At 53.3% G+C, this 20,889-nt stretch carries 7 protein-coding genes; 5 read left to right on the top strand and 2 right to left on the bottom strand.

Annotation, left to right across the window (positions count from 1 at the left end):
- Positions 1-324: 324 nt before the first annotated feature.
- The 5 genes from G6R38_RS26015 to G6R38_RS25995 all read left to right on the top strand — a co-directional run bounded on the left by G6R38_RS26015 (position 325) and on the right by G6R38_RS25995 (position 5,513).
- A complete protein-coding gene (locus G6R38_RS26015; RefSeq protein WP_166831726.1) occupies positions 325-1,476 on the top strand; it encodes a GntR family transcriptional regulator in 1,152 nt (383 codons plus the stop codon).
- 167 nt (positions 1,477-1,643) lie between these two features.
- Positions 1,644-2,594: a DUF1559 domain-containing protein gene (locus G6R38_RS26010; protein WP_166831725.1), complete on the top strand. Its 951-nt coding sequence runs from the start codon at positions 1,644-1,646 to the stop codon at positions 2,592-2,594.
- A gap of 68 nt (positions 2,595-2,662) precedes the next feature.
- Positions 2,663-3,043 (top strand): hypothetical protein, encoded by a 381-nt coding sequence (locus G6R38_RS26005; protein WP_166831724.1) that lies wholly within the window; start codon positions 2,663-2,665, stop codon positions 3,041-3,043.
- Entirely contained in the window at positions 3,040-3,771 is a 732-nt protein-coding gene (locus G6R38_RS26000; RefSeq protein ID WP_166831723.1) for a phytanoyl-CoA dioxygenase family protein, read from the top strand. Before G6R38_RS26005 ends, G6R38_RS26000 begins: the two co-directional genes overlap by 4 nt.
- Before the next feature lie 584 nt (positions 3,772-4,355).
- Positions 4,356-5,513, top strand: a complete 1,158-nt coding sequence (locus G6R38_RS25995) for a hypothetical protein (protein WP_240928387.1) — start codon at positions 4,356-4,358, stop codon at positions 5,511-5,513.
- A gap of 479 nt (positions 5,514-5,992) precedes the next feature.
- Here the strand turns inward: G6R38_RS25995 and G6R38_RS25990 are convergent, their stop codons facing one another.
- Entirely contained in the window at positions 5,993-6,565 is a 573-nt protein-coding gene (locus G6R38_RS25990) for a hypothetical protein (RefSeq protein WP_166831722.1), read from the bottom strand.
- A 956-nt stretch (positions 6,566-7,521) separates the two neighbouring features.
- Entirely contained in the window at positions 7,522-20,016 is a 12,495-nt protein-coding gene (locus tag G6R38_RS25985; RefSeq protein WP_166831721.1) for a Calx-beta domain-containing protein, read from the bottom strand.
- Positions 20,017-20,889 lie beyond the last annotated feature (873 nt).

The following is a 20,889-nucleotide window of genomic DNA, read 5'->3' as shown; positions in this document are numbered from 1 at the left end:
TGCCGGACTCGTCGGGCATATCAATACTACCTATTTGAGTGTGACTTGTACGAACCATTCGTGTTAAAGCATCCTCGTGGGGCCAGCTGTAGACTAATATGAAGGGGCGATGAAAACACTGTTTGGCGATACGTAGAAAAACTGCGAAAGTCGCCTAAACGACATAATCGTTTTGTAGCTGCAACCTTAAGACGTTGTAGTGGGCGAGCTTTTTCTGTGCAGATAGGTGTTTCGAGTTATAAGTCATTTTTGATTTGACATGTTGCACTTATCAGTGGTACTGTGTCGTACATACCACCTTCGCTCACCTCTGTGTGGAACGCTGTGTATAAATCAAAATTCTCAAGCGGATTTCCAGAGCTTCAACCGATCCGTGGGGAAAGCGGCCGGCCGAAGTACGAACGATTGAAAGATTACATCGTCGGCCAAATCGAATCCGGAGAGCTCGAACCTGGAGCGATGCTTCCTTCAGAACATCGGCTGGCCGAGGTCCTGGAAATTGCTCGGAGCACTGTTCGCCAAGCGATGGGGGCTTTAGAGCGAGATGGCTTAATCCGACGCATTCATGGGAAGGGAACCTTTGTCAATGACCAGGTTCAGCCGCGATCCGGACGCGAACAAAATCTGTTTGCTCTGATCGTTCCTGAAACGCAAACGGGGTTTTATCCTGCCTTCCAATGCAGCTTTGAAGACGCGGCCGCCGGGGTAAACAGCCAAGTCATCGTATGCAACTCGAACAACGACGTTGATAAGCAGGGAAACACAATTCTTCAGCTGATTGATCGTCAAGTTGCAGGAGTGGCCATCGTGCCAACCGCCGGAACCAAGACCCCGGCATTTCATATCCGTCAGTTACAACAACATGGCATTCCTGTGGTGTGTTGTTCGCGTCCCGTCGAAGGGGTCAAGACGCCTTGGTTGCGTATCCCATTCGAAGATGTGGGACGGCGGGCTGGAGAAGCACTCAGTAGAGCCGGCCATTCTCGTGTTGCCTTCATCGCGAGTTTCCGAAGTGCCGCTGCCGAAGCTTATGAAGCCGGACTCCGGGCGGCGTTAAGTCAAGCTGAAGACACTCCACAAATTCAGGCCTTCTACGCGTCGGGCCCATCGCCGGACGTCTCTCAAAACGAAGACGAGGTAGCGTCTGCGATTGAAGAAATGTTCCTTCGGAAAGAGACGAGTCCGACCGCGATCTTTACTAGCTTTGATTCGTTGGCGGAGTTGATTTATGTGTTACTTGCAAAGAAAGGCCTACGAGTACCCGAAGATGTCTCTCTCGTTAGCTTCGGAGGTAGCCAACGAATTGGGGCATTGGCCTGCCGGCTAACTTCGGTCACTGTAGACGAAGCTCAACTTGGCCGCGAAGCGATCACTTTACTAGAGCAAATGAAACGCGGAGACCTTCGAATCGACGCGGCTGAAACACGTGTACTGCCGCTCGGTCTGAGCAATGGCTCGACACTCCGTTTGATATAGCAAAATCAATCTGTAAAAGGGGACACCGCGAAATTCAATAGATCGTCAACTCAATTATGGATCGTAGACCATTTACCTGAAATCAGTGAATAACTCGGCCTAGCAATAGCTGCAGTGACAAGTCGTTTCACAGGCAAACTACTTTACTACTCTTCACGAGGCAAGTCATGCGTCAGTACCGCCGGAGATTTGGATTTACCCTGATTGAGCTGCTCGTCGTCATTGCAATTATCGCAATCTTGATTGCACTGTTATTGCCAGCAGTGCAGTCCGCTCGTGAAGCGGCCCGGCGGATGTCGTGCTCAAACAACCTCAAACAGATCGGGCTCGCACTGCATAACTATCACGATACCTTCAAAGTGTTTCCTCAAAATCAAGGGTATGCCACCCATGGGGGAACCGATTATGGTCCCCCCAGCGAATACAGCGGTATCAGCTGGCGTGCCTTGATTCTGCCGTTCATCGAGCAAGGAAACCTCCACAGCCAAATCGATTTTGGGCAACCGGTGAACAGTACTGTGGGAACGCCGTCAAACCTCGACATCGCACGAATGCCAATGCCGGCCTATCTGTGCCCGAGTGATCCGTCGGGCAACCTAACGAAGACCGGCAACCAATATCTTTGGTCGAATTGGTGCTATCCGCATAGTGGATGTCAGCGAGACGAACCGCTGGGCGTAACAAACTACAAAGGCCTCGTTGGCAACGGCTATGACGTTCCATTGTCAACAAGCAGTTACCCACAGAGCATGTTTGACCGACGAAAAGGTGCTCCACTCAAAATGCGCGATGTCACCGATGGTACGACTAATGTTCTGTTTGTCGGAGAGATTTCTCCAGAATGGTACGCCTGGCCCGGTTGGCTGACTTGGCACTCACCCATGTCAACGCATCGAGGCCCGAACCACGTCCGTCGTCTATACTCCAGCATTGGCCAGCGATCCTCAAGCCAACATGGATTTGCCGATAATTTCACGGCTAATAGTTTTCACCCAGGCGGTGTACAATTTCTGCTCGTTGATGGAAGTGTGCATTTCATTACTGAGACGATTGACCTAACAACCTACCAGCAGTTGGGCCACCCTCAAGACGGTATGCCAACCGGAGGACTCGAATAATGGAACTGCTTCGAAAATTATCCCGGAGCTCTTGGCAACGATGTCTAGTTTTCTTGTGTTTAGGTCTTATGTCTACCGGGTGCGGTTCGTCGCGTGATCCAAACCTGCCATTGACGGCTCCGGCTGGTGGACAAGTCACCTACAATGGGAGTCCAGTTGATCAAGGAACCGTCACCTTTCATCCCGTGGGAAAAGGCAATCCTGGTGTCGGTCTCATCGATGAGGATGGTCACTTCGAAATTTCGACCTATGAACCAGGAGATGGTGCTGTCGTCGGGAAACACGCGGTCACGATTGACATTCCGCCAACACTCGGCGGTATGCCTGCTGGGAAGGTTCAATCAGTCCCTAAGAAATATACATCTCCCGACACGACTCCCTTGACTGTCGAGATCACAGAAGATGGAGATCAAAGTCTCGAACTTGTTGTCAAGGATTCAGCAACGTGACCCAACCCCCGCTGAACGGAAACTTTCACCGCGACGGTGTCATCCGCTATCGTGGGGTGTTCAGTAAGAGTGAAATTGCCGAGATTCGTGAGGCAATCATTCGCTATCAGTCGATCGTGTTGCCGACTTTGTCCAAGACAGAGTACACACTGGAACCCGACGGCGAGAGCGTTCGTAATTTCTGGCGAATGAACGAACACGACTCCTACTTCCATTCCTTTGCAACTCAATCGAGATTGATTGACCTTGTAAGTCCGCTATTGACGGGAAGTGCAGTTCTCGTCGGAGTCGAGACTTTTAGCAAGCCTGCCCAAATTGGTTCGCTTGTTCCATGGCACCAAGACAACGCCTATTTCTGCCTTTCGCCTCCAGACGCACTCACCGTCTGGATTTCCATAGATGCGGCCACTGAACGAAACGGAGCTGTCGAATACCTCCTCGGCTCGCATCAGCAACTGTATCCTCACCAGTCGTCGGGTATCCATGGGAATTCGGTCGGGCTAATTGACGAGTTGCCCTTGGACCGATTCCCTCGTTCTCTAGGAGTTGTGGAGTCAGGTGACGTGTTAATCCATCACTGCCAAGTCGTTCATCAGAGTCAACCGAATCGCTCGTCCGAATCAAGATTGAGCCTCGTGATTGTCTACCGTGGTTCGCAAACTCAAGTTGATCATACCTTGCAAATTGCCTACCAGAAAGCACTCGCCCAAACGTCAACTGAGTCTTGAACGCTCAGTAGCGACCCGCTAAGTCAGAGGTCGAGGAGGCACTCAACGAGAATTGATGTGCCAACCAGTATTGGTGTTGATAACTGCAGAAACGACTGGGACATCATCCGTTTTCAACTCATGCGAAAAGTAAGCTGAATGATATTCGCGGTCGTCAATCGCGAACCCAGAAACAATTGGGTGTCTAGCCTGGTGGACTAGTGTCATGCCTGCGATCAAGGCTAGCGGCCACTTCGCAGGGCATTTGCATGTGATTTGAAATCAGCATGGGGATACAAACAACTTAGTGACTGTCCGGAAGAACAAACCTAACGAGGGGTAATTCCACGATGCGAATGTTAGTTTGGAGTCTATTAGTCAGCACTGCGGCCGCGGGGTCATCAGCGTCTGCGGACGATGTGATTGATATTGCTACAAGACTCGAGCCGTTTGTCGATGACTACCTCATTAGCAAATTCGAAGGTGAAGCAAGTCTGGAGTTGCATCGGCCAGTCGAACGTGGAGTGGCTATTGTTCACGACGAACCATGGGAGGGGAACACGTGCATTTACCATACGGTATTCCAAGATGGTGACACGTATCGCATGTATTACCGCGGTTCTCAGCACCCAGCAGGCAAATCTGCAACCCACCAGGTCGTTTGCTATGCCGAAAGTTCCGATGGCATCAACTGGACGAAACCAAATCTCGGTCTTGTCGAATTTGATGGATCAAAAGAAAACAACATCATCTGGGATGGCGTTGGCTCGCATAATTTTGCTCCGTTCAACGATTCCAATCCATTGGCCTCACCAGATGCTGCCTACAAGGCGTTGGGCGTCGGGAAAGGTGGACTATACGCGTTCAAGTCTGCTGATGGTGTGCGTTGGAGTCTGATGAGTGACAAGCCCGTTATCACGAAAGGTGCATTCGATTCACAGAATCTGGCTTTCTATGATCACCAACGTAAAGAGTACGTCGAGTTCCACCGAGACTTTCGTAACGGCGTACGTGACATCAAAACCGGCACTTCCAAAGACTTCGTCCAGTGGGCTGATCCCGAATGGATCGAGTATCCAGGTGTCAATGCTCAACATCTTTATACGAATCAGATTCTTCCCTATCAACGCGCTCCGCATATTTACATGGGTTTTCCCATGCGTTTTGTTCCCGGACGTCGTTCACCGATGGAGTTTCCGTTGCCGGGCGTTTCTGATGCCGTTTTTATGACTAGTCGCGATGGCAAAAATTTTCATCGTTGGTCTGAAGCGTTTATCCGTCCGGGACTTCAACTCGATCGCTGGGTTTGCCGGAATAATGCAATCGCATGGGGGATTGTCGAAACTGATTCGCACATCAAAGATGCTCCGGAAGAGTTGTCGTTGTACGCTGTGGAAAGCTACTACACCGGGAATTCCTGCCGTGTTCGCCGCTATTCAATTCGTCAAGATGGTTTTGCTTCCATCCAGGCTTCCTTTGACGGCGGCAAAGCAACTACAAAGGAGATTATGTTTAAAGGCAGCGAACTAGTACTCAATTTCTCGACCTCTGCCATCGGTGCAATCCGAGTGGAGATCCAAGACGCAAATGGTAAACGGATCAAGGGATTTGCTGCCTCAGACTGCATTGAAATCTATGGCGACTCTCTATCGAAACCTGTGGCATGGAAAAGTGGAAGCGATGTTTCGGAATTGGCTGGCAGACCAATACGGCTGCATTTCGAAGTCAAAGATGCTGATATCTATTCGATCCAATTTCGCTAAGAAGCTATCGGAGAAGGTTGGTTTGATAACCTCTGTTGAGGGTATCAATGTCACGGCACTAGCTAAGAAAGTTACTATTGTCCTCAAGAACCAACCTTGTGATGTAGTTTGAGTGATTGGATGGGCGAGCACTGGGAGTGTTTGCGTTGCGTGCCGCCTTCGGCGAAGCCAGGGGCGGCCTCGTTCGATAGATCTGTGCGAATGATCGATGCGATCGCTACAGGAATCGCTCGTGAGTCAATGGGAGAGGTCGCCACACGAATTTCCGCTGTGGCGACCACAGGTCATATCGGAATTCGATCAAGAATCCTCTCGCCCTGTCGAGAGAACGTCCAGGCTGGTTCTAAGTTACACAATTGTGTTCTTTGTGATTGGACTATTAGATAGTACGGTGGAAGGAAACATCGTGGGGTTCTTAGTGTCATCCCACATAGCCCGCCGCCTCTCCAGACACTGGGATACTCTTTTGTGTTTTTTAGTTAGCTGTTCCCGCTGAAACGCTTGAGGACTCGATCTCGCAACGGACACATGACGATACGATAACAGTCATAGTTGTCCAGAGTCTTGATGTCTGGTAGGGCAACGCCGTTTTCGTCGTCTGGGCGTCCATAGAAAAGCTCATGATAGTCCGAATCGGAGGCTGCAGAAAGTTGTCTGTTTATTGAAGCAAGATTGGCAAAGAGTATGTGCAGTTGGTAAATGCCAGGCTCGACCGCGAATACGCCTCGCTTACGTTCATGTGAAACTGGATCATAGACCATATCACCTGCAGGTATCGTCGAAATTTCCATTTCTCCGCTTAAGGTCAATAGGTGCAACTCGACAACGTGATCCCATTTCTCGGTCTCCAACAGTGGCCTAGTATTGACGATATTAATGGCGAGTCGAGCGAACCGTCCGTAGCGTGGCGAAAAGATGCTTATTCCGGTGCAATCTTCGTTCACTGCTGCGGCGTTGGAGAGATCAGCATCAGTCAGATCCCAGTCTGAGACATCGCCAGCATCACGTAGGGCAAATTGGCTATGGGAGAACTCGACAATCCAGTCAATCATCTTGGGGACAACCTCTGTTTTGATAGGTTCATCTATCATCACTAAGTTGTTGCTAGCGACTCTGAATTCAGAGCGAGCGCGGTCGGCAACTTCGGTCGATGCGACGGCTCTTCAGCAAGAACTGTCAGTTCTGCGAGATCAATTGGTTGTTTCGGCGGCATCTCTGGCAATAGGCGGCCACGAATAACACGCTTGCAATCGGATTGAATTGTGCCGGTTTTGTCCAAATCACAGGAGCCAAGCCAATCAAAGTTCGTCCCGAAGGATAGATGCGGATTTGATGGGCTGCCGCCGACAGTTTGGGACGTGTTGTCACGGCGGTCAATGCGATTCTGAATCCCCCCATTGACCACCCCCTAGTTCGATGCGTTTGACACCGGATACCATGCGAACATCATTCCACTGAAGTACAATAATCACGCCACCATGGTTGCATACCATGTGTCCCAGGCCAACAGTTAAACGGATAGGCTAGATACACGCGGCAGCAACCTGCTAATCTCCGTCAGTCATATCGTCACCTGGTTGTCGACCAGATACGACAGCAATTTGAATTTCGATTGCGCAGTCGACGGCGACTTTGTCACTGAAACTGACTGCAGAATCGCAGATACAACCAGATAGCAGTAACACCGCCGTGAGGCCGACGAGAGGAGACACTCCTTTCATGAAGACCCATTCGCTTTTTGGCTGACCAACAATCAGCTTGTTCCTCAATTCCAAATGAAGGGCGGGTTGATCGAAGTTGCTAATGACGACCTTCCCGTGAACGAGACGGCTGCCCTCATCACGATAGTCGTGTTTTGGAGAAAGATCAAATACGGATATTGCAGGATCTAGGAAGACGTGCCCTATTGTTCTGAATGTTTGCGATTACTGTTGCTGAGCTTCTTGGTAGCTAATCCCCGCTAAGCGAGAGCCGACCTTGAGATGCGTTGACTCGGACGTTTACCGTCCTACAGTGATCCGATGCGGTTGTCTCCTGTGGTGGGGTTCCATAGGAATAGGTCGTCTTGTGAAGTGTTGCTGAAGACGTCTTCGACCAATCGCACCACTTTTTCGTAGTCGCCATTGATTCCCTTGGCGGCGAAGGCGTTCTCGACGAACGCAGGTTCGACGTCTGGGTCGGGGGCGGTCAGAATGCTACGGTTTTGGCCGCTCTTCGGATCCCACGCAAAGATGTCATCGAGTCCGTCGCCATTGAGGTCGGCCACCGCGATCGTTTGGAAGATCGAACCGTTCAGTAGTGACACGTTCCCGTCGCGGATCATGTCGACCGTAGTGTTGCCTCCAGGAGCGGTGAGCGAAATTCGTCGGCTGTTTCCATTATTGAGATTTGCAAAGAGCAATTCGTCGAGTCCGCCAGTCTCGAATTGACCGACCACGACCTCGGTGAAGTCGTTTCCGTTAATTTGCATGGGATCGATCGCGTTGTTTTGCACGCTGCCCATGTCGCTGTCTGTGCCCGCCGTCACGGTCGTGATGGCAATGGTGCGGTTGCGTCCGGTTTGCGGATTCCAGAAGAACATGTCGGACGCCCCGGTGCCGTCAAAGTTTCCGACGACGGCTTTCGTGAAGTCGTTTCCGTTAATCTGAACGGCACTAACGACGTTCGTTTCGAATGTGCTGGTCACGACGCCCGTGCCGCCGTTGAAGTGCACCAACCGGTTGCGACCGGTCAACGGATTCCAGAAGAACAGATCGGTTCCGCCACCGGCGTCAAAGTTGCCAACCAGCACCTGAGTGAAGTCGTTGCCGTTGATGAGCGTGGCGTCGATGGCGTTGTTTTGCTGCGTGCGAGCATTGTCACCGAAGAGAATCAAGTTGACTCCGGTGATCGGATCCCAGAAGAAGACGTCATCTGTCGAGGTGACGGGGGTGGCGTCGAAGTTGCCACTGACGAGTTCCGTGAACCTACCGCTAATGTTCGCGGTCGGAATGGCATCGGTGGTGAAATCGGCTTGATTGGGCCGCAGATCGTCGTTTTGAATTGTGCCCGTGCCGGGAGACGGAAGTGACACATTGCGACCGTCGGCCGATAGGTTCGACACGTTGACGGTGAAGGTTTCGTCCGGTTCGGAGGCATGGTCGCCGTTGATGTCGACTAAGATGGTTTGCATCTCGCCAGCGTCACCTGTGAAGTTCAGTGTGCCACTGGAGGCAACATAGTCCGTGTCTGCAGTCGCCGTGCCATCGGTCGTGGTGAAGTTCACAGTCACTGCGGAATCGACGGCGTGGTCCAAAGCAACCGTGAAGACCGCCTGCGACGTACCGTTGTTGCGTTCGAGGATGGTCACATCGTTGATCGACAGCACGGAAGCATCGTCATTCGTGATGATGCCCAGACCTTGGCTGTCGGTGAAAGTGACATCTCGCCCGCCGGCACTGATACTGCTCAGGTCGAGGAAAAAGGTCTCGTTCCGTTCGACGATCTGGTCGCCATTCACTTGCACGGTGATTGTTTCCGTGGAACCGGCGGTCACATTGGCGAAGTTACGAGTGGTTGTGGTGACAGACGTGTAGTCGTTGTCGGCGGTTGTGGCTGTGCCGTTGGTCGTTTCGAAATCGAAACTCACACTGGTGTCGACCTCCGCATCCAGCGTGACGGTAAAGGTGAACGCCGCCGTGCCAGGATCCCCCTCACTCAGGGTGACATCGTCAATGCTGATCGTCGCCGAGTCGTCATTTCGGATGGTTCCATCCAGAGGACTCCCCGCCACACTGACGTCTCTGGAATCAATTCCGATTCCCAAATCACTGATCGCCCCCAACGCCACATCGAACTGCTCGTCCAACTCGACTTTGGCATCGTTGTTAACCCGAACAGTGATGGTCTGCTGCTCACTCGCGGTTCCGGTAAAGCTCAAAATGGCATCGTTGTCCACGTAGTCGTTGTCGGCGACGGTCGCGGTGTCATCGTTTGTGTTGTATGCCACACTCAGCCCACCTTGCACAGGTTTGTCCAAGGTGACGGTGAACGTGAAGTCCGTAGTGCTTCCTCCCGTTCCTTCATTCTGTGTTGTATTTAACGCCGCCAACGTTAGCATCGCGGTGTCATCGTTTTGGATGGTTCCATTCTGAGGACTTCCCGAAACAGTGACGTCCCCGGAATCGATCCCGATCCCCAGGTTACTGATCGCCCCCAAGGCCACATTGAACAGTTCGTCGGCTTCGACCGTTGCATCGTGGTTGACTTGCACGGTGACTGTTTGCTGTTCGCCCTGGTTGCCTTGGAAACTCAACGTGCCATCGTTGTCGATATAGTCGTTGCCTGACACCGTCGCCGTGTCATCGTTGGTAGTGTAGGTCACATCCAGTCCGCCTTGGACGGGGTTGTCCAAGGTAACGGTGAAGGTGAAGTCCGTCGCGGTTCCGCCGGTCCCCTCACTCTGCGTCGCGTTCAACGTGGCCAACGTCAGCGTGGCGAAATCATCATTGGAGATCGTTCCTAAGCCTTGGTTGTCCGCGAAGGTAACATTTCGCCCGCTGGCAGAAAGACTGCTTAGGTTGAGAAAGAACGTTTCGTCTGCTTCGACATTCTCATCACCCACGACGCTCACGGTGATGGTTTCTGTGGCACCCGCGGTGACGCTCGCGAAGTTTCGCGTCGTTGTTGGAATGCCTGTGTAGTCGTTGTCCGCCGTAGTGGCTGAGTCGTCGGCAGTGGCAAAATCGAAACTGACTGCCGTATCTACTTCAGCATCCAATGTGACGGTAAACGTGAACATCGTCGTGCCGTCAGTTTCGAGTTCTGTCACATCGTCGATGCTGATTGTGGCGGCATCATCATTTGGGATGGTCCCCAGTCCTTGGCTGTCTGCGAAGGTCACATCCCGCCCGCCTGCCACGATGCTCGACAGGTTCACGAAGAAGCTCTCATCCAATTCCACTTTTTCGTCACCATTGACCATCACGGTGATCGTCTCGGTGGCGCCGGCGGTTGTGCTCGTGAAGTTTCGAGTGGTTGTGGTGATGGCTGTAAAATCATTGTCCGCGGCCGTCGCCGTGTTGTCGGTCGTTTTAAAATCGAAACTCACACCGGTGTCCACTTCATTGTCGAGTGTGACCGTGAACGTGAACATCGTCGTACCGGTGTCGGTTTCCGTCTCCGCGACATCATCGATACTGATCGTAGCCGCATCGTCGTTGGTGATTGTACTGGATGCCGTGCCCGTTACGATTTCCGAACCGACCGACGGCGAGGACAGCATAACCATCAACGATTCGTCCAACTCCACGATCGCATCGCCAATGACTTGAATCGTAATCTCTTCTTCTTCGTCACCATCGGCGAAGGTGATGGTTCCCGTGGGGATCGTGCCGCCGACGAAATCACTGGCATTCAGACCACCGATCGTGATCACATCGTAATTCACGGTCGTGACGCCGTTTGTGTTTCGATCGCGAGTGACGGTAAAGGTGAACTCGGTCGTTCCCGAGTCGCCTTCGTTCTTGCTAGCGTCATCCGCGGTGATCGACAGACTGGCATTGAGGATATTGGTGTCGGTGTCGGTGTTGTTGGAGAGATCGAAATCAAAGCCACCATTGCTGTCAGCCGCGATGCTCACGGAATTCGCGAACTCGGTGATTCCTGCCATCACGGGGTCGTCAATCAGCAACGCGAACGTGACGTTTTGGGCGGGATCGTTTGCAGCGACATCGCCGATGTTAAGAACATAGATGCCGGAATTCGCGGGCGATTCCACCCAACCTGACGTGCTGTTCGAGGCGTCGAAACTTGTTCCAGCGGGTAACGTTTCTGTGAGAGTGACGCCGGTCGCAGTAGCATTGCCGGTGTTATTGTAGGTGATGGTATAGGTCACGCTTTCGCCCGGGCTGACATGCTCTACGCTGTCCGTTTTTGTGACTTGAAGATCGGAAACCAAAACGGTGAATGTGGTGGCGTCAAACTCCCCAACATCATCAGGAGAACCATTCCCATTGGGATCCGGGTCGGTGCCGGTGTGGGACAAGTCGGAGAGCATGACGCTTGCTGGATTTTGTGCCGTCACCATGACCTGATTGCTATACACTCCCAAACCCGAACCAGCATCAATTACATCGGTTAACTGCACAACCACACGAATCTGGGCGGTGATTCGGCCGTCAATCGTGCCTGAACGGATCAGTTGGGTATCGCTCGAACCATCAAAGTCCTGGTTGACGAATAAGTCTCTCGAATCACCGACGAAGAATGGTGCGTTGACCAGCTGGTAATTTCCGATTCCAAATAGGCTGTCGAGATCTTCGGTGAGGCTGAGGTTCGACAGCGTTTCGGTCCCCAGGTTCTCAATGAAGAAATCGAAGGTGACGAAATCGTCATCGACGCTCGCACTCTTGGCGAGACCAATTTCGGAGAATCCAACCACGAATTGCGTGGGATCCGACTCATCATCGCCGGATGCGTCTCCGTCCATATCGGGATCGGGATCTGTTCCCGAGTCGGAGACATCGCGAGCAACCGATCCCCCTGGTGCCGTGCCTGAGATCATGACTTGATTTTCAAAGAAGCCACGATCCAGACCGCGATCCACAATGTTGGTGACATCCACTACGACTTGAATTCCGGCCGTGTCGCCGATTGACAACGTGCCCGATTGAATGAGAGCAGTATCGCTGGAACCGTCAAAGTCATCATTGAGAGTGATGGTCGTGGGGTCATCCAAAAAACTGGGGGCAGCAGAAATGGTGTAGTTGTCCACACCAAAGACCTCATCCAAATCGTCGGCCAAATCCAAGCTGCTCAAGTCGACGTTGCCGAAATTCTCCAGATAATAATCAAACGTGACTTGAGTTCCGTTGACCGTCGCGTTCTTGGCAATGCCAATGAAAGCTTCTTCACCGATGGTGATGGGAGTCGGGTCGTGTTCTCCTGACTCGGTGGGATCGCCGTTGCCATTCGCGTCGGAAACGAAACCCGCATCGGAAATGTCCGAAACGGCAACTCCGTTGACATCGGATCCATCGACGATGAGGCTCGTCTCGTAGACGCCGAGACCGAGCCCTTGATCTGTCACGTGGGTTACATTCACTTGGGTGCGAAATGTGACCGACTCCCCGGCACCAAGTGTTCCCCCTACGACGAGATTGTCAAAAATACTGAATCCGAAAAACTGAGTGCTAAATAATAATGTCGCTGGCCCGTCAACCAACGCTGGTTGCTGTACGACTGAGAAATTTCCGCTCCCGAAAACGAGATTGAGCGGGTGCTCCATCACAATGTTTTCGATCGCGGTTTCCCCGAGGTTTTCGATGGTGTAGTCGAAGGTGACTACGGTGCCCGACACGGAACTATTCACCGCGAGCCCAATGATGGCCGTCCCTGCCCCGAACCGCGTCGGATCGTTCTCACCGAACCCCGTCGGATCTCCATCTCCCGTAGGATCGGGATCGGTGCCGTCGTCCGATGTGTCGGACAAGACCAATCCACCGGGAGCCGTTCCCGTGACAATGCTTTGGTTTTCATAGACGCCGGTGCCGAACCCTTGATCCGAGATGTTGGTCACATCGACCACGAATTGGATTTGGGCGGTGACCCCCGCACCGAGCGTGCTACTAGAATCCAGAAGTTCGGTCACACTGCTGCCATCGTATGACCCATTCAGCGTGATTGTCCCCGGGTCGGCAATCAACATGGGGTCGACGAGGATCGTGTAATTTCCGGCTCCGAACACAGCATCCAGGTCATCGACCAAACTCAAATTGCTACTGGTTTGTGTGCCAAAGTTTTCGATGTACAGATCAACGGTAACTTCCGTTCCCGACACGCTAACATCTTTGGCAACTCCCACCAAAGCATCTGACACAACCACAATGCTCGTTGGCGTATCTTCCGAACCGAATGTGGACGGATCGTTGTCGCCGCCCGGATCGGGATCGGTCCCGGTATGCGAAAGATCCGTTAGCACACCGCCAAAGCGGTCTGTCGCAAACGCGATCGCTTGATTGGAATAGACTCCAAATCCACTGCCGAGATTGCTGACTTGATCGACCGTAACGACGAATTGAATCTGGGCGGTGTCCGTGGCCGAGAGCGTACTGCTTGGATCAAGGAGTTGCGTATCGAGCGAGCCGTCAAAGGCCGGATTGAGCGTGATTGTCCCCGGATCGTCCACGAGGAACGGGCTGGTCGTAATCGTGTAGTTGCCTTCCCCGAAAGCCGCATCGAGGTCGTCAACCAAACTCAGGTTGGTGAAGTTGTCGTCTCCGAAGTTCTCGAGATATAGATCGATGGTGACATGGTTGTCCGTCACCGTCGCATCTTTCGCCGCACCGATCGCGGCTCCCACGATGAAATCGGTTGGGGCGTTCTCGCCGGCTTCGGTGGGATCGCCATTGTCATTCGGGTCCGGGTCAGTGCCGGCATGAGAGAGATCCGTCACGAACGTGCTAAACTGATCTTCCGCACTGACCGTAGCCTGGTTGGTAAAGATCCCGACACCCAATCCCTGATCGGTAATCGATGTAACAAGCAACTCCACCGTGACGACCGCGCTCTCGCCGGGGTTGAGTGTGCCCGAGGTAATCAATTGTGTTTGCGTAGATCCGTTGAAAACCGAATTCGTAGAGATCGATCCCGTTCCGGTCACAGTGACCATCGGGAAGCCACTATTGATGGTCCCGTAATTCCCCGCTCCGAAGACGGCATTTAGGTCGTTGGCCAGGTCAATATTCGACAACGCGACGTTCCCCAAGTTCTCCAGCGTATAGTTCATGCGAACACGGGAACCGAAATCAAACGTGTTGGAGCCCCCCACGTCGATCGTCGCAAAATCCTGGCCGAATACTTCGATGTCGTGGGACAACCCAATTACGGGATTGACTGGAATCGTGAACGTCGTGGCATCGTTCTCGCCGGCTTCGGTGGGATCGCCGTTGCCATTGGGGTCTGGGTCGGTGCCGTTGTCGGAGAGGTCGGTGGTGCTCACGCCTTCCGGTCCTTGGGCGGTTGCAGTGGCTTGGTTTTCGTACATCCCCAACCCGAACCCAAAATCAGCAATCGCATGGACATTGACCACGAGCCGAATCTGCGCGGTGTCTCCACTCTCAAGAGTGCTTCCCAACGCGATGTCACCCAGAGTACGCCCCGACTCCAAACCCTCGGTCGGTTGGGCAATCAATTGTGTCTCGCCACTGCCGTCGAAGTTGGCATTGAGCGAGATGGTGCCCGGATCGTCGATCAATACGGGAGCCGCGGTGATTGTGTAGTTGCCTGCCCCCAGAACCGCATCCAAATCATCTGTCAACGACAAGCGGCTGAGTTCGTCCGCATCAAGATTCTCTAGGTAGTAATCGAACGTCACTTCGCTGCCGTTGACGGTGGCATCTTTGGCCACGCCAATTTGCACATCGTCCGTGACGACATTCGAGCTGGAAACCTCGCTGGTGAAACTCATAAACACGCCGCCATTATTGGTCAGGACCATTAAATCACGGTCTGCGGTCGTGCTCGATGTTTCTTCGACTTGCAACTGGGCACTGCCGTCCGAGCGAAGAATATGAAATCGGCTGGCCGGGGTGTCTGTGCCGATCCCGACATTTCCGTTCGAGGCCACATCGAAACTGCTGGTCGGGGCTCCCGGGCGAATCTGGAATGGCAGCAGATCACCGCTAGTCACATCGCGAATATAGAAGCTGGTGTCATCCCCACCGATGTCCCAAACAAACGGCGTGAGGAGTTGGCTGTCATCCTGCCCAAACCGCATCGCGGGACTGGTTCCGTTGATGATATGCAGGTTCTCAACAGGATTTCGGGTGCCCAGCCCAATTCGACCGGATTGGTCCACGACGAAAGCATCGTTCCCGGCACCCGTCAGCACTCGGAACTTCGAATCGCCCGTCGAGCCTCCTGGCGTGCTTTGCTCATCAATCGAGAAATACGACTGGCCCCCATTTTGGGAGTCGTTGATCGTGATTTGCCAATCTCCTGAGGGGCCGCCGTCTGTGCTGGAATCGACAAAACCAATCCGCAAATTGTTTTCCTTAAGCCGCAGCGTATCGAGGCCAAAGGTTTCACCGCTGACAGCATCTGTGCCAACGACAAGACTGCCGTCGATCGCCAGATCCCCAAAGAAAACTTGGGCGGGCAGAAGGACCACTTCACCTTGGGATTCGGGTAGGCTCTCGGTTGTCACATTGCCGTACAAGATCTGTACTAATTGACGATCGACATTGGAGAATTGAGTTTGCTCACCCGTGTAAATGCCATCCATGATATCGACGCCCGCAAGATCATCGGTATGGCCAAGCCCCAACGCATGGCCGATTTCGTGCGTCAACACAGTTAGCGAATCGTAGGTGCCGGCCGGATTGCCGTTGTCTTGCTCGAAATCCCAGGTCTCGGTGGTGTCCAACCAGACCACGCCGGACGTGATTGAAGGATTCGTACCATTGAAGACCGTTCCGCCACCGACAGCGAGCGTGCCTCCAAAACCGCCGGTGAAACCAAACGCTTCCAAATTCCCCACGCCAATATTGATAATGTCTTCACGCGCGGCCGACGTGTTTCGCTGAAATCGAATGTTTCCGTCAGCAGCCGTTTCCCAGCTTGCGAGTGCTTGTTCGGCGAGCGCAATTTCTTCCGAAGAAATCTGGTTCGTAAAGCCGCCTTCGTCGCGGAAGTCATAATAGATATCGATCACATCAGCAGTGGAAGCATCTTGGTCCTGCCAAACGAAGTAATTCTCGGTTCCAGTCTCCGCCAGGAAATAGCTCTCGCCGTGTCCGTGGTCTCCGCCGTCATCTTGGTCAGTGAGATGATCGACCACCTGCATCGAACTTCCATAACGCACGAACGAAGACGCCTGCGACTGTGGCGTACTTTCGTTGTTGGTGACCGTCGCAGATTCAGCGGGGCTCGCCTGATCTCCTGAGTTTGACGACGGCGATCCCACTCCGGTTGCCTGCTGGGTCGTTGCACCATCGAGGGCAACCGTCCAATCGGAACCGCCGAATGGATCGACTGAAGGCACGTCCGAGGTCCAACCTGTCAATCCAAGTTGTTGCGAGATTCGTTCAAGTTGCGTGCCATGGTGTTCGGCGATTTCCAAGAGCCCTTGCAGACCGACCAACCCCGAGCTGGCCAAGTCCGAAGGCGTCAGGTGCTGGGCATCTGCCCCGAGGCCAAACAGGGCGTAAAAATCCTCGGCGAATGGTCCGAAGTGTTCGACGTCGTCCGAGTCGGCAATGTAATTCCAACGCTGAAGCGACAGCGATTCCAACCGATTCAAAACTTCGAGCGAATTGACAGCTTGGAAGTTCTCTTTGAGTGCCCGCGAGGAACTCGCGTTGAGCGACCCAGCGATTGTGACGTCGCCGTTGGCATCCAATTGCAGATTGGCAGCGCCATCGGGACCAACGGTCATGGAACCGTCTTGGTTGATCACAAACTCGCTGCCCGTAGTGTTTGCCAAGTCGAAGGTGAAGCCCTCGGTGCTACTGATGCCAGTCCGCCAAGTGACGGGGCTGCCGTCGGTGTTCGTGATCGCAATCTGTGACGCTCCATGGTTGGTTAGCGTCAACAGATCTCGATCGGCCGTGGTCGTAGAAAGTTCTTCGACGGCGACTTGGGCTGTGCCATCGTCTCGGCTGACATGGACCGAACTATTCGGGGTCGATGTGCCGATCCCCACGTTTCCATTCGCGGCAATATCCAAGCTGCTAGTCGGGGCGCCGGGACGGATGCGGAATGGGACGGTCGAATTATTGGTGACATCCCGCAAAAAGAATCCCTGCTCGTTGCCACCCAAGTCGTAAACTTGCGACGCAAATCCGAGTGTTTCGTCTTGTTCCAAGCGGACGGTCGGCGTGTCTCCATTGGCAATATGTATGGCTTGATCGGGGTTTTCCGTTCCCAACCCGACATTGCCACCATTATCGACGACCAAGGAGAAATCGCGGGCTCCCTGGTCGATGCGGAAGAGAGTTTCGCCCGTCTCGGCATCCACAATTGAGAAGTGATTCTCTCCACCGGGCTCGGCGTCGTTAATCACAAATCGCCAATCGTTGCTCGGATTGTGCGTTCCCGTGCTGGTGTCTTCAAAATGCACACGCAAGACGTCTTCGGTTAGTCGCACCGTGTCGAAACCGAAGTCCATTCCGTTCACGCTTCCATCACCAATCCCCAAGCTAAACGTTGTTCCGAAATTGTCGTTGATAATTTGAACTTGCCCGCCGCCGGTCATCTCCGCAAGCGTTAGCGTCCCGCCGCCACTCGACACGGCTTGCGACAGGAGCGAAATGGTCGATTGGGCGACGGGGTTGGAATAGGTCTGCTCATCGACGGAAAGTTGAAAGACCGGCAGTCCATTGTTCTGCTGTGGCGAGAGGCTCGGGGAATTGGCGGACGGCAAAGACGGAGACGCGAAAACAATTAACGGTTCATAATCGACCCCGGCCAACTCGGACAGATACGCGATCTGATCGTTCTGAATCTCCATTTGCACGAGCAGTGCCTGAATCCCAGCGACCGCGATCCCCGCGACATCACTGGAGGCAATGTGACGCGGGTCTTCGCCGAGACCGAACGCCGCGTAGAAATCTTCAGCCAATGGCCCCACGTGCTGAATCGAATCGTCGTCGGCAATGTAGTTCCATCGCAGCACATCCAGATCATTGATTTGCTGCAGAATCTGATCCGCTTCGACCGATTCGAAATTCTCTTTCAAAGTCCGTGAGGACGTGGCATTCAACGTGCCCGACAACGTGAGATTGCCGGCGGCGTCCAGCACGAATGTCGTGGGTGTGGCTCCCAAGGTGAGGCTGCCATCCTCACCCAAACGAAACTCGGGATCCGTAGCGCCGGTGAAGTTAATCACATAAGAATTGTCGGCCGCCAATCCCGTGCGAACGGTCGTGTTCGTGTCGGTGTTGGAGAGGACGATATGCCCTGCCCCGTTATTATTGAGCGTCACCAGATCCCGCATGGCGTCGGTGGTGGATGTTTCTTGGACGGTCAGGTTGGCCGTTCCGTCATCGGATTGGATGTGGAGAGAACTCGTCGGATCGGACGTGCCCACGCCGACGTTGCCATCGGATGCAATCTCCAGGCTGCCGTCGGGGGCTCCGGTGCGAATGCGGAACGGAAGCAAATTGCCGCTCGCGTCCCGCACGAAGAAGTTGCTCTCGTTCCCACCGAAATCCCAAATGGAAGGATCGGCGGCGTCCTGTTCCAAACGGACGGTTGGGCTGTCGCCTGCGACCAGGTGCAGCGTTTGTGTGGGGTCCGCAGTACCAAACCCGATTTGACCGCTGCTGTCGATCACCACCGCATCCCCCGGACCGCCGGCTTCCAAGCGGAACGGCGTCGTGCCGAGATCGCTATCTTCAACAGAAAAGTGGCTCGTGCCGCCGATCAGGGCATCGTTGACGAGGATCCGCCAATCCCGCGTGGGGAAAGAAGCCGAGATACTCGTGTCTTGGAAGTGCACACGAATCACTTCATCGCGAAGGCGAAGCGTATCCGAACCATACGCATCCGCAGTGTCGGCGTCGTCGCCAACCACGAGACTGCCTTGAATGAGTACATCGTCATTGATGATCTCGATAGGAGCGACAATCGTAGTGCCACCCAGTTGGTTTTGTGCGGCCGAGAACACGGTCAGAATGTCAGAAAAGTTGTGGATTGGCGCTTCGCCTGTGGAATCGCTCTCAGTTGTCGCGAGAATGGGACCGCCCGGCGAGGTTTGTTCGAATTGAAACGTCGCCGTCGGTGCTACAGGTTGTGAGTTTGTCTCCACACCCTGACCCACATACGCCAGAAAGTCTTCCCAAACCCATTCCTCGCCGAACGGGCTGTCCGTCGCAAATGCCGCTCGATAATCGGGAGGTTCTACGACCCCGAGATGCGAGAGCAAGGAGTCGATTTGAGCCTGCTGATCATCGACGATCTCGGATAACTCCTGGATCCCCACCAACAATGTTCCCGTCAAATCCAAAGGCGAGATATGTTGAGCGTCGGCACCCAGCTGAAAAGCGGCATAGAATTCTTCAGCTGTCGGGCTGAGGTGGGTAACGGATTCCGGATCGCCAATGTAGTTGTAACGCAGAATGGGAAGGTCCGCGAGTTGATCGAGGACCACCGATCCGTCGACTTGCGTGAAGTTTTCCTTCAGGGTCACCGACGACGAATCGGCAAATATCCCCGCAATCGTCAAGTTCCCGTTTTGGTCCACAACAAAGTTGCTGGCTCCACCCGCCCCGATCGTAACTTCACCGGTCGAAGAAACGGAAAACTCCGTGCCTCCTGAGTTTTCCAAATCCAACACGAAATCGTCGTTCGACGTTAGACCCGCCCGCCAAGTCGCCGCCAGCAGCAGTCGGTCCTCCAACCGTTCCGAAGGCGTACCGACCTGAATTGATCCTTGGGACAACCGTTGTCGCTTTTTCCGCTGGGCCGCTCGAAAAGGATTACGACGAAGAAGCAAATGCTTAAGCCAGTGGGTCAACAACATGGGTGGCTTTCTACAGGATCGGGCCGCAATTCTTCGGTTTCGGAAAACGGGGGAGAATACCTAGTGCCCCCGCTTTCCCGTATCGGAATAGGATGCCCAGGTTCACAGAAAAATAATGAAGCGCCCGATTGCATCATTTGACCCAGATTTTCCACCTTCGCATTTCGTCAAGATCAGACCTCCTTCGTGTGGTGAGTTTTGGAGAACACAACATTGTCCAATGTAAGACGATCATTCCCAGAGGGATCTTGATTAGCGACGAGTACGAGACGCGGCAATTAATGCTTGTTCAATCGTTGCTTCGTTGAATGTCGCAACAACTCCCGAGGTCAAATCGATGAGGGATTGAATTAACGATGCTGCAGTCCTTCCCAGGTCCCAAAGGGAATTGTCAAGTTAATGTTCTGAACTGCCCTAAAGACAATATTGTCGACTACCTAGCCGTTCTATACTGATTGCTGTCAACGACGACTGTCGCAACCAGAAAAACGAAATGAACGTTGCACGCCCCAGTCGTGTGTTCGCACGGCTTGAGCAGTCGCACAAGTCTTTACAGCTTCGGCTGCATCTTGCGAACTCAAAACTCTATTGAGTTGACCAACCTTGTGAAAGTTGCATTCGAATGCCGAACTACGGCTGCAAAAAAGGACGATGTTTGATTGTCTTTGGTTTCAATAGTCGGAAAATCACATATTTCGACCGACTCGCCTTTCAAGCGGTAAATCCGACAGTGCCAGACTGTGCGTCTTTGAATATGCTTGTTCCTCGGAAGTTGACCGGAACGGTTGTACTCAGTTGTTTTAAAAGCCTGCTAGGATACAGAAGTTCTCTTTAAAGGATGATCTGGCGCGGTCACGGTCGGCGATCGGTTCG

Origin of the sequence: Thalassoroseus pseudoceratinae, assembly GCF_011634775.1 — a bacterium.
Taxonomy (GTDB): Bacteria; Planctomycetota; Planctomycetia; order Planctomycetales; family Planctomycetaceae; genus Thalassoroseus; species Thalassoroseus pseudoceratinae.
Note: the sequence above shows the minus strand (reverse complement) of the source record. Positions and strands in the feature narration are given on the sequence as shown.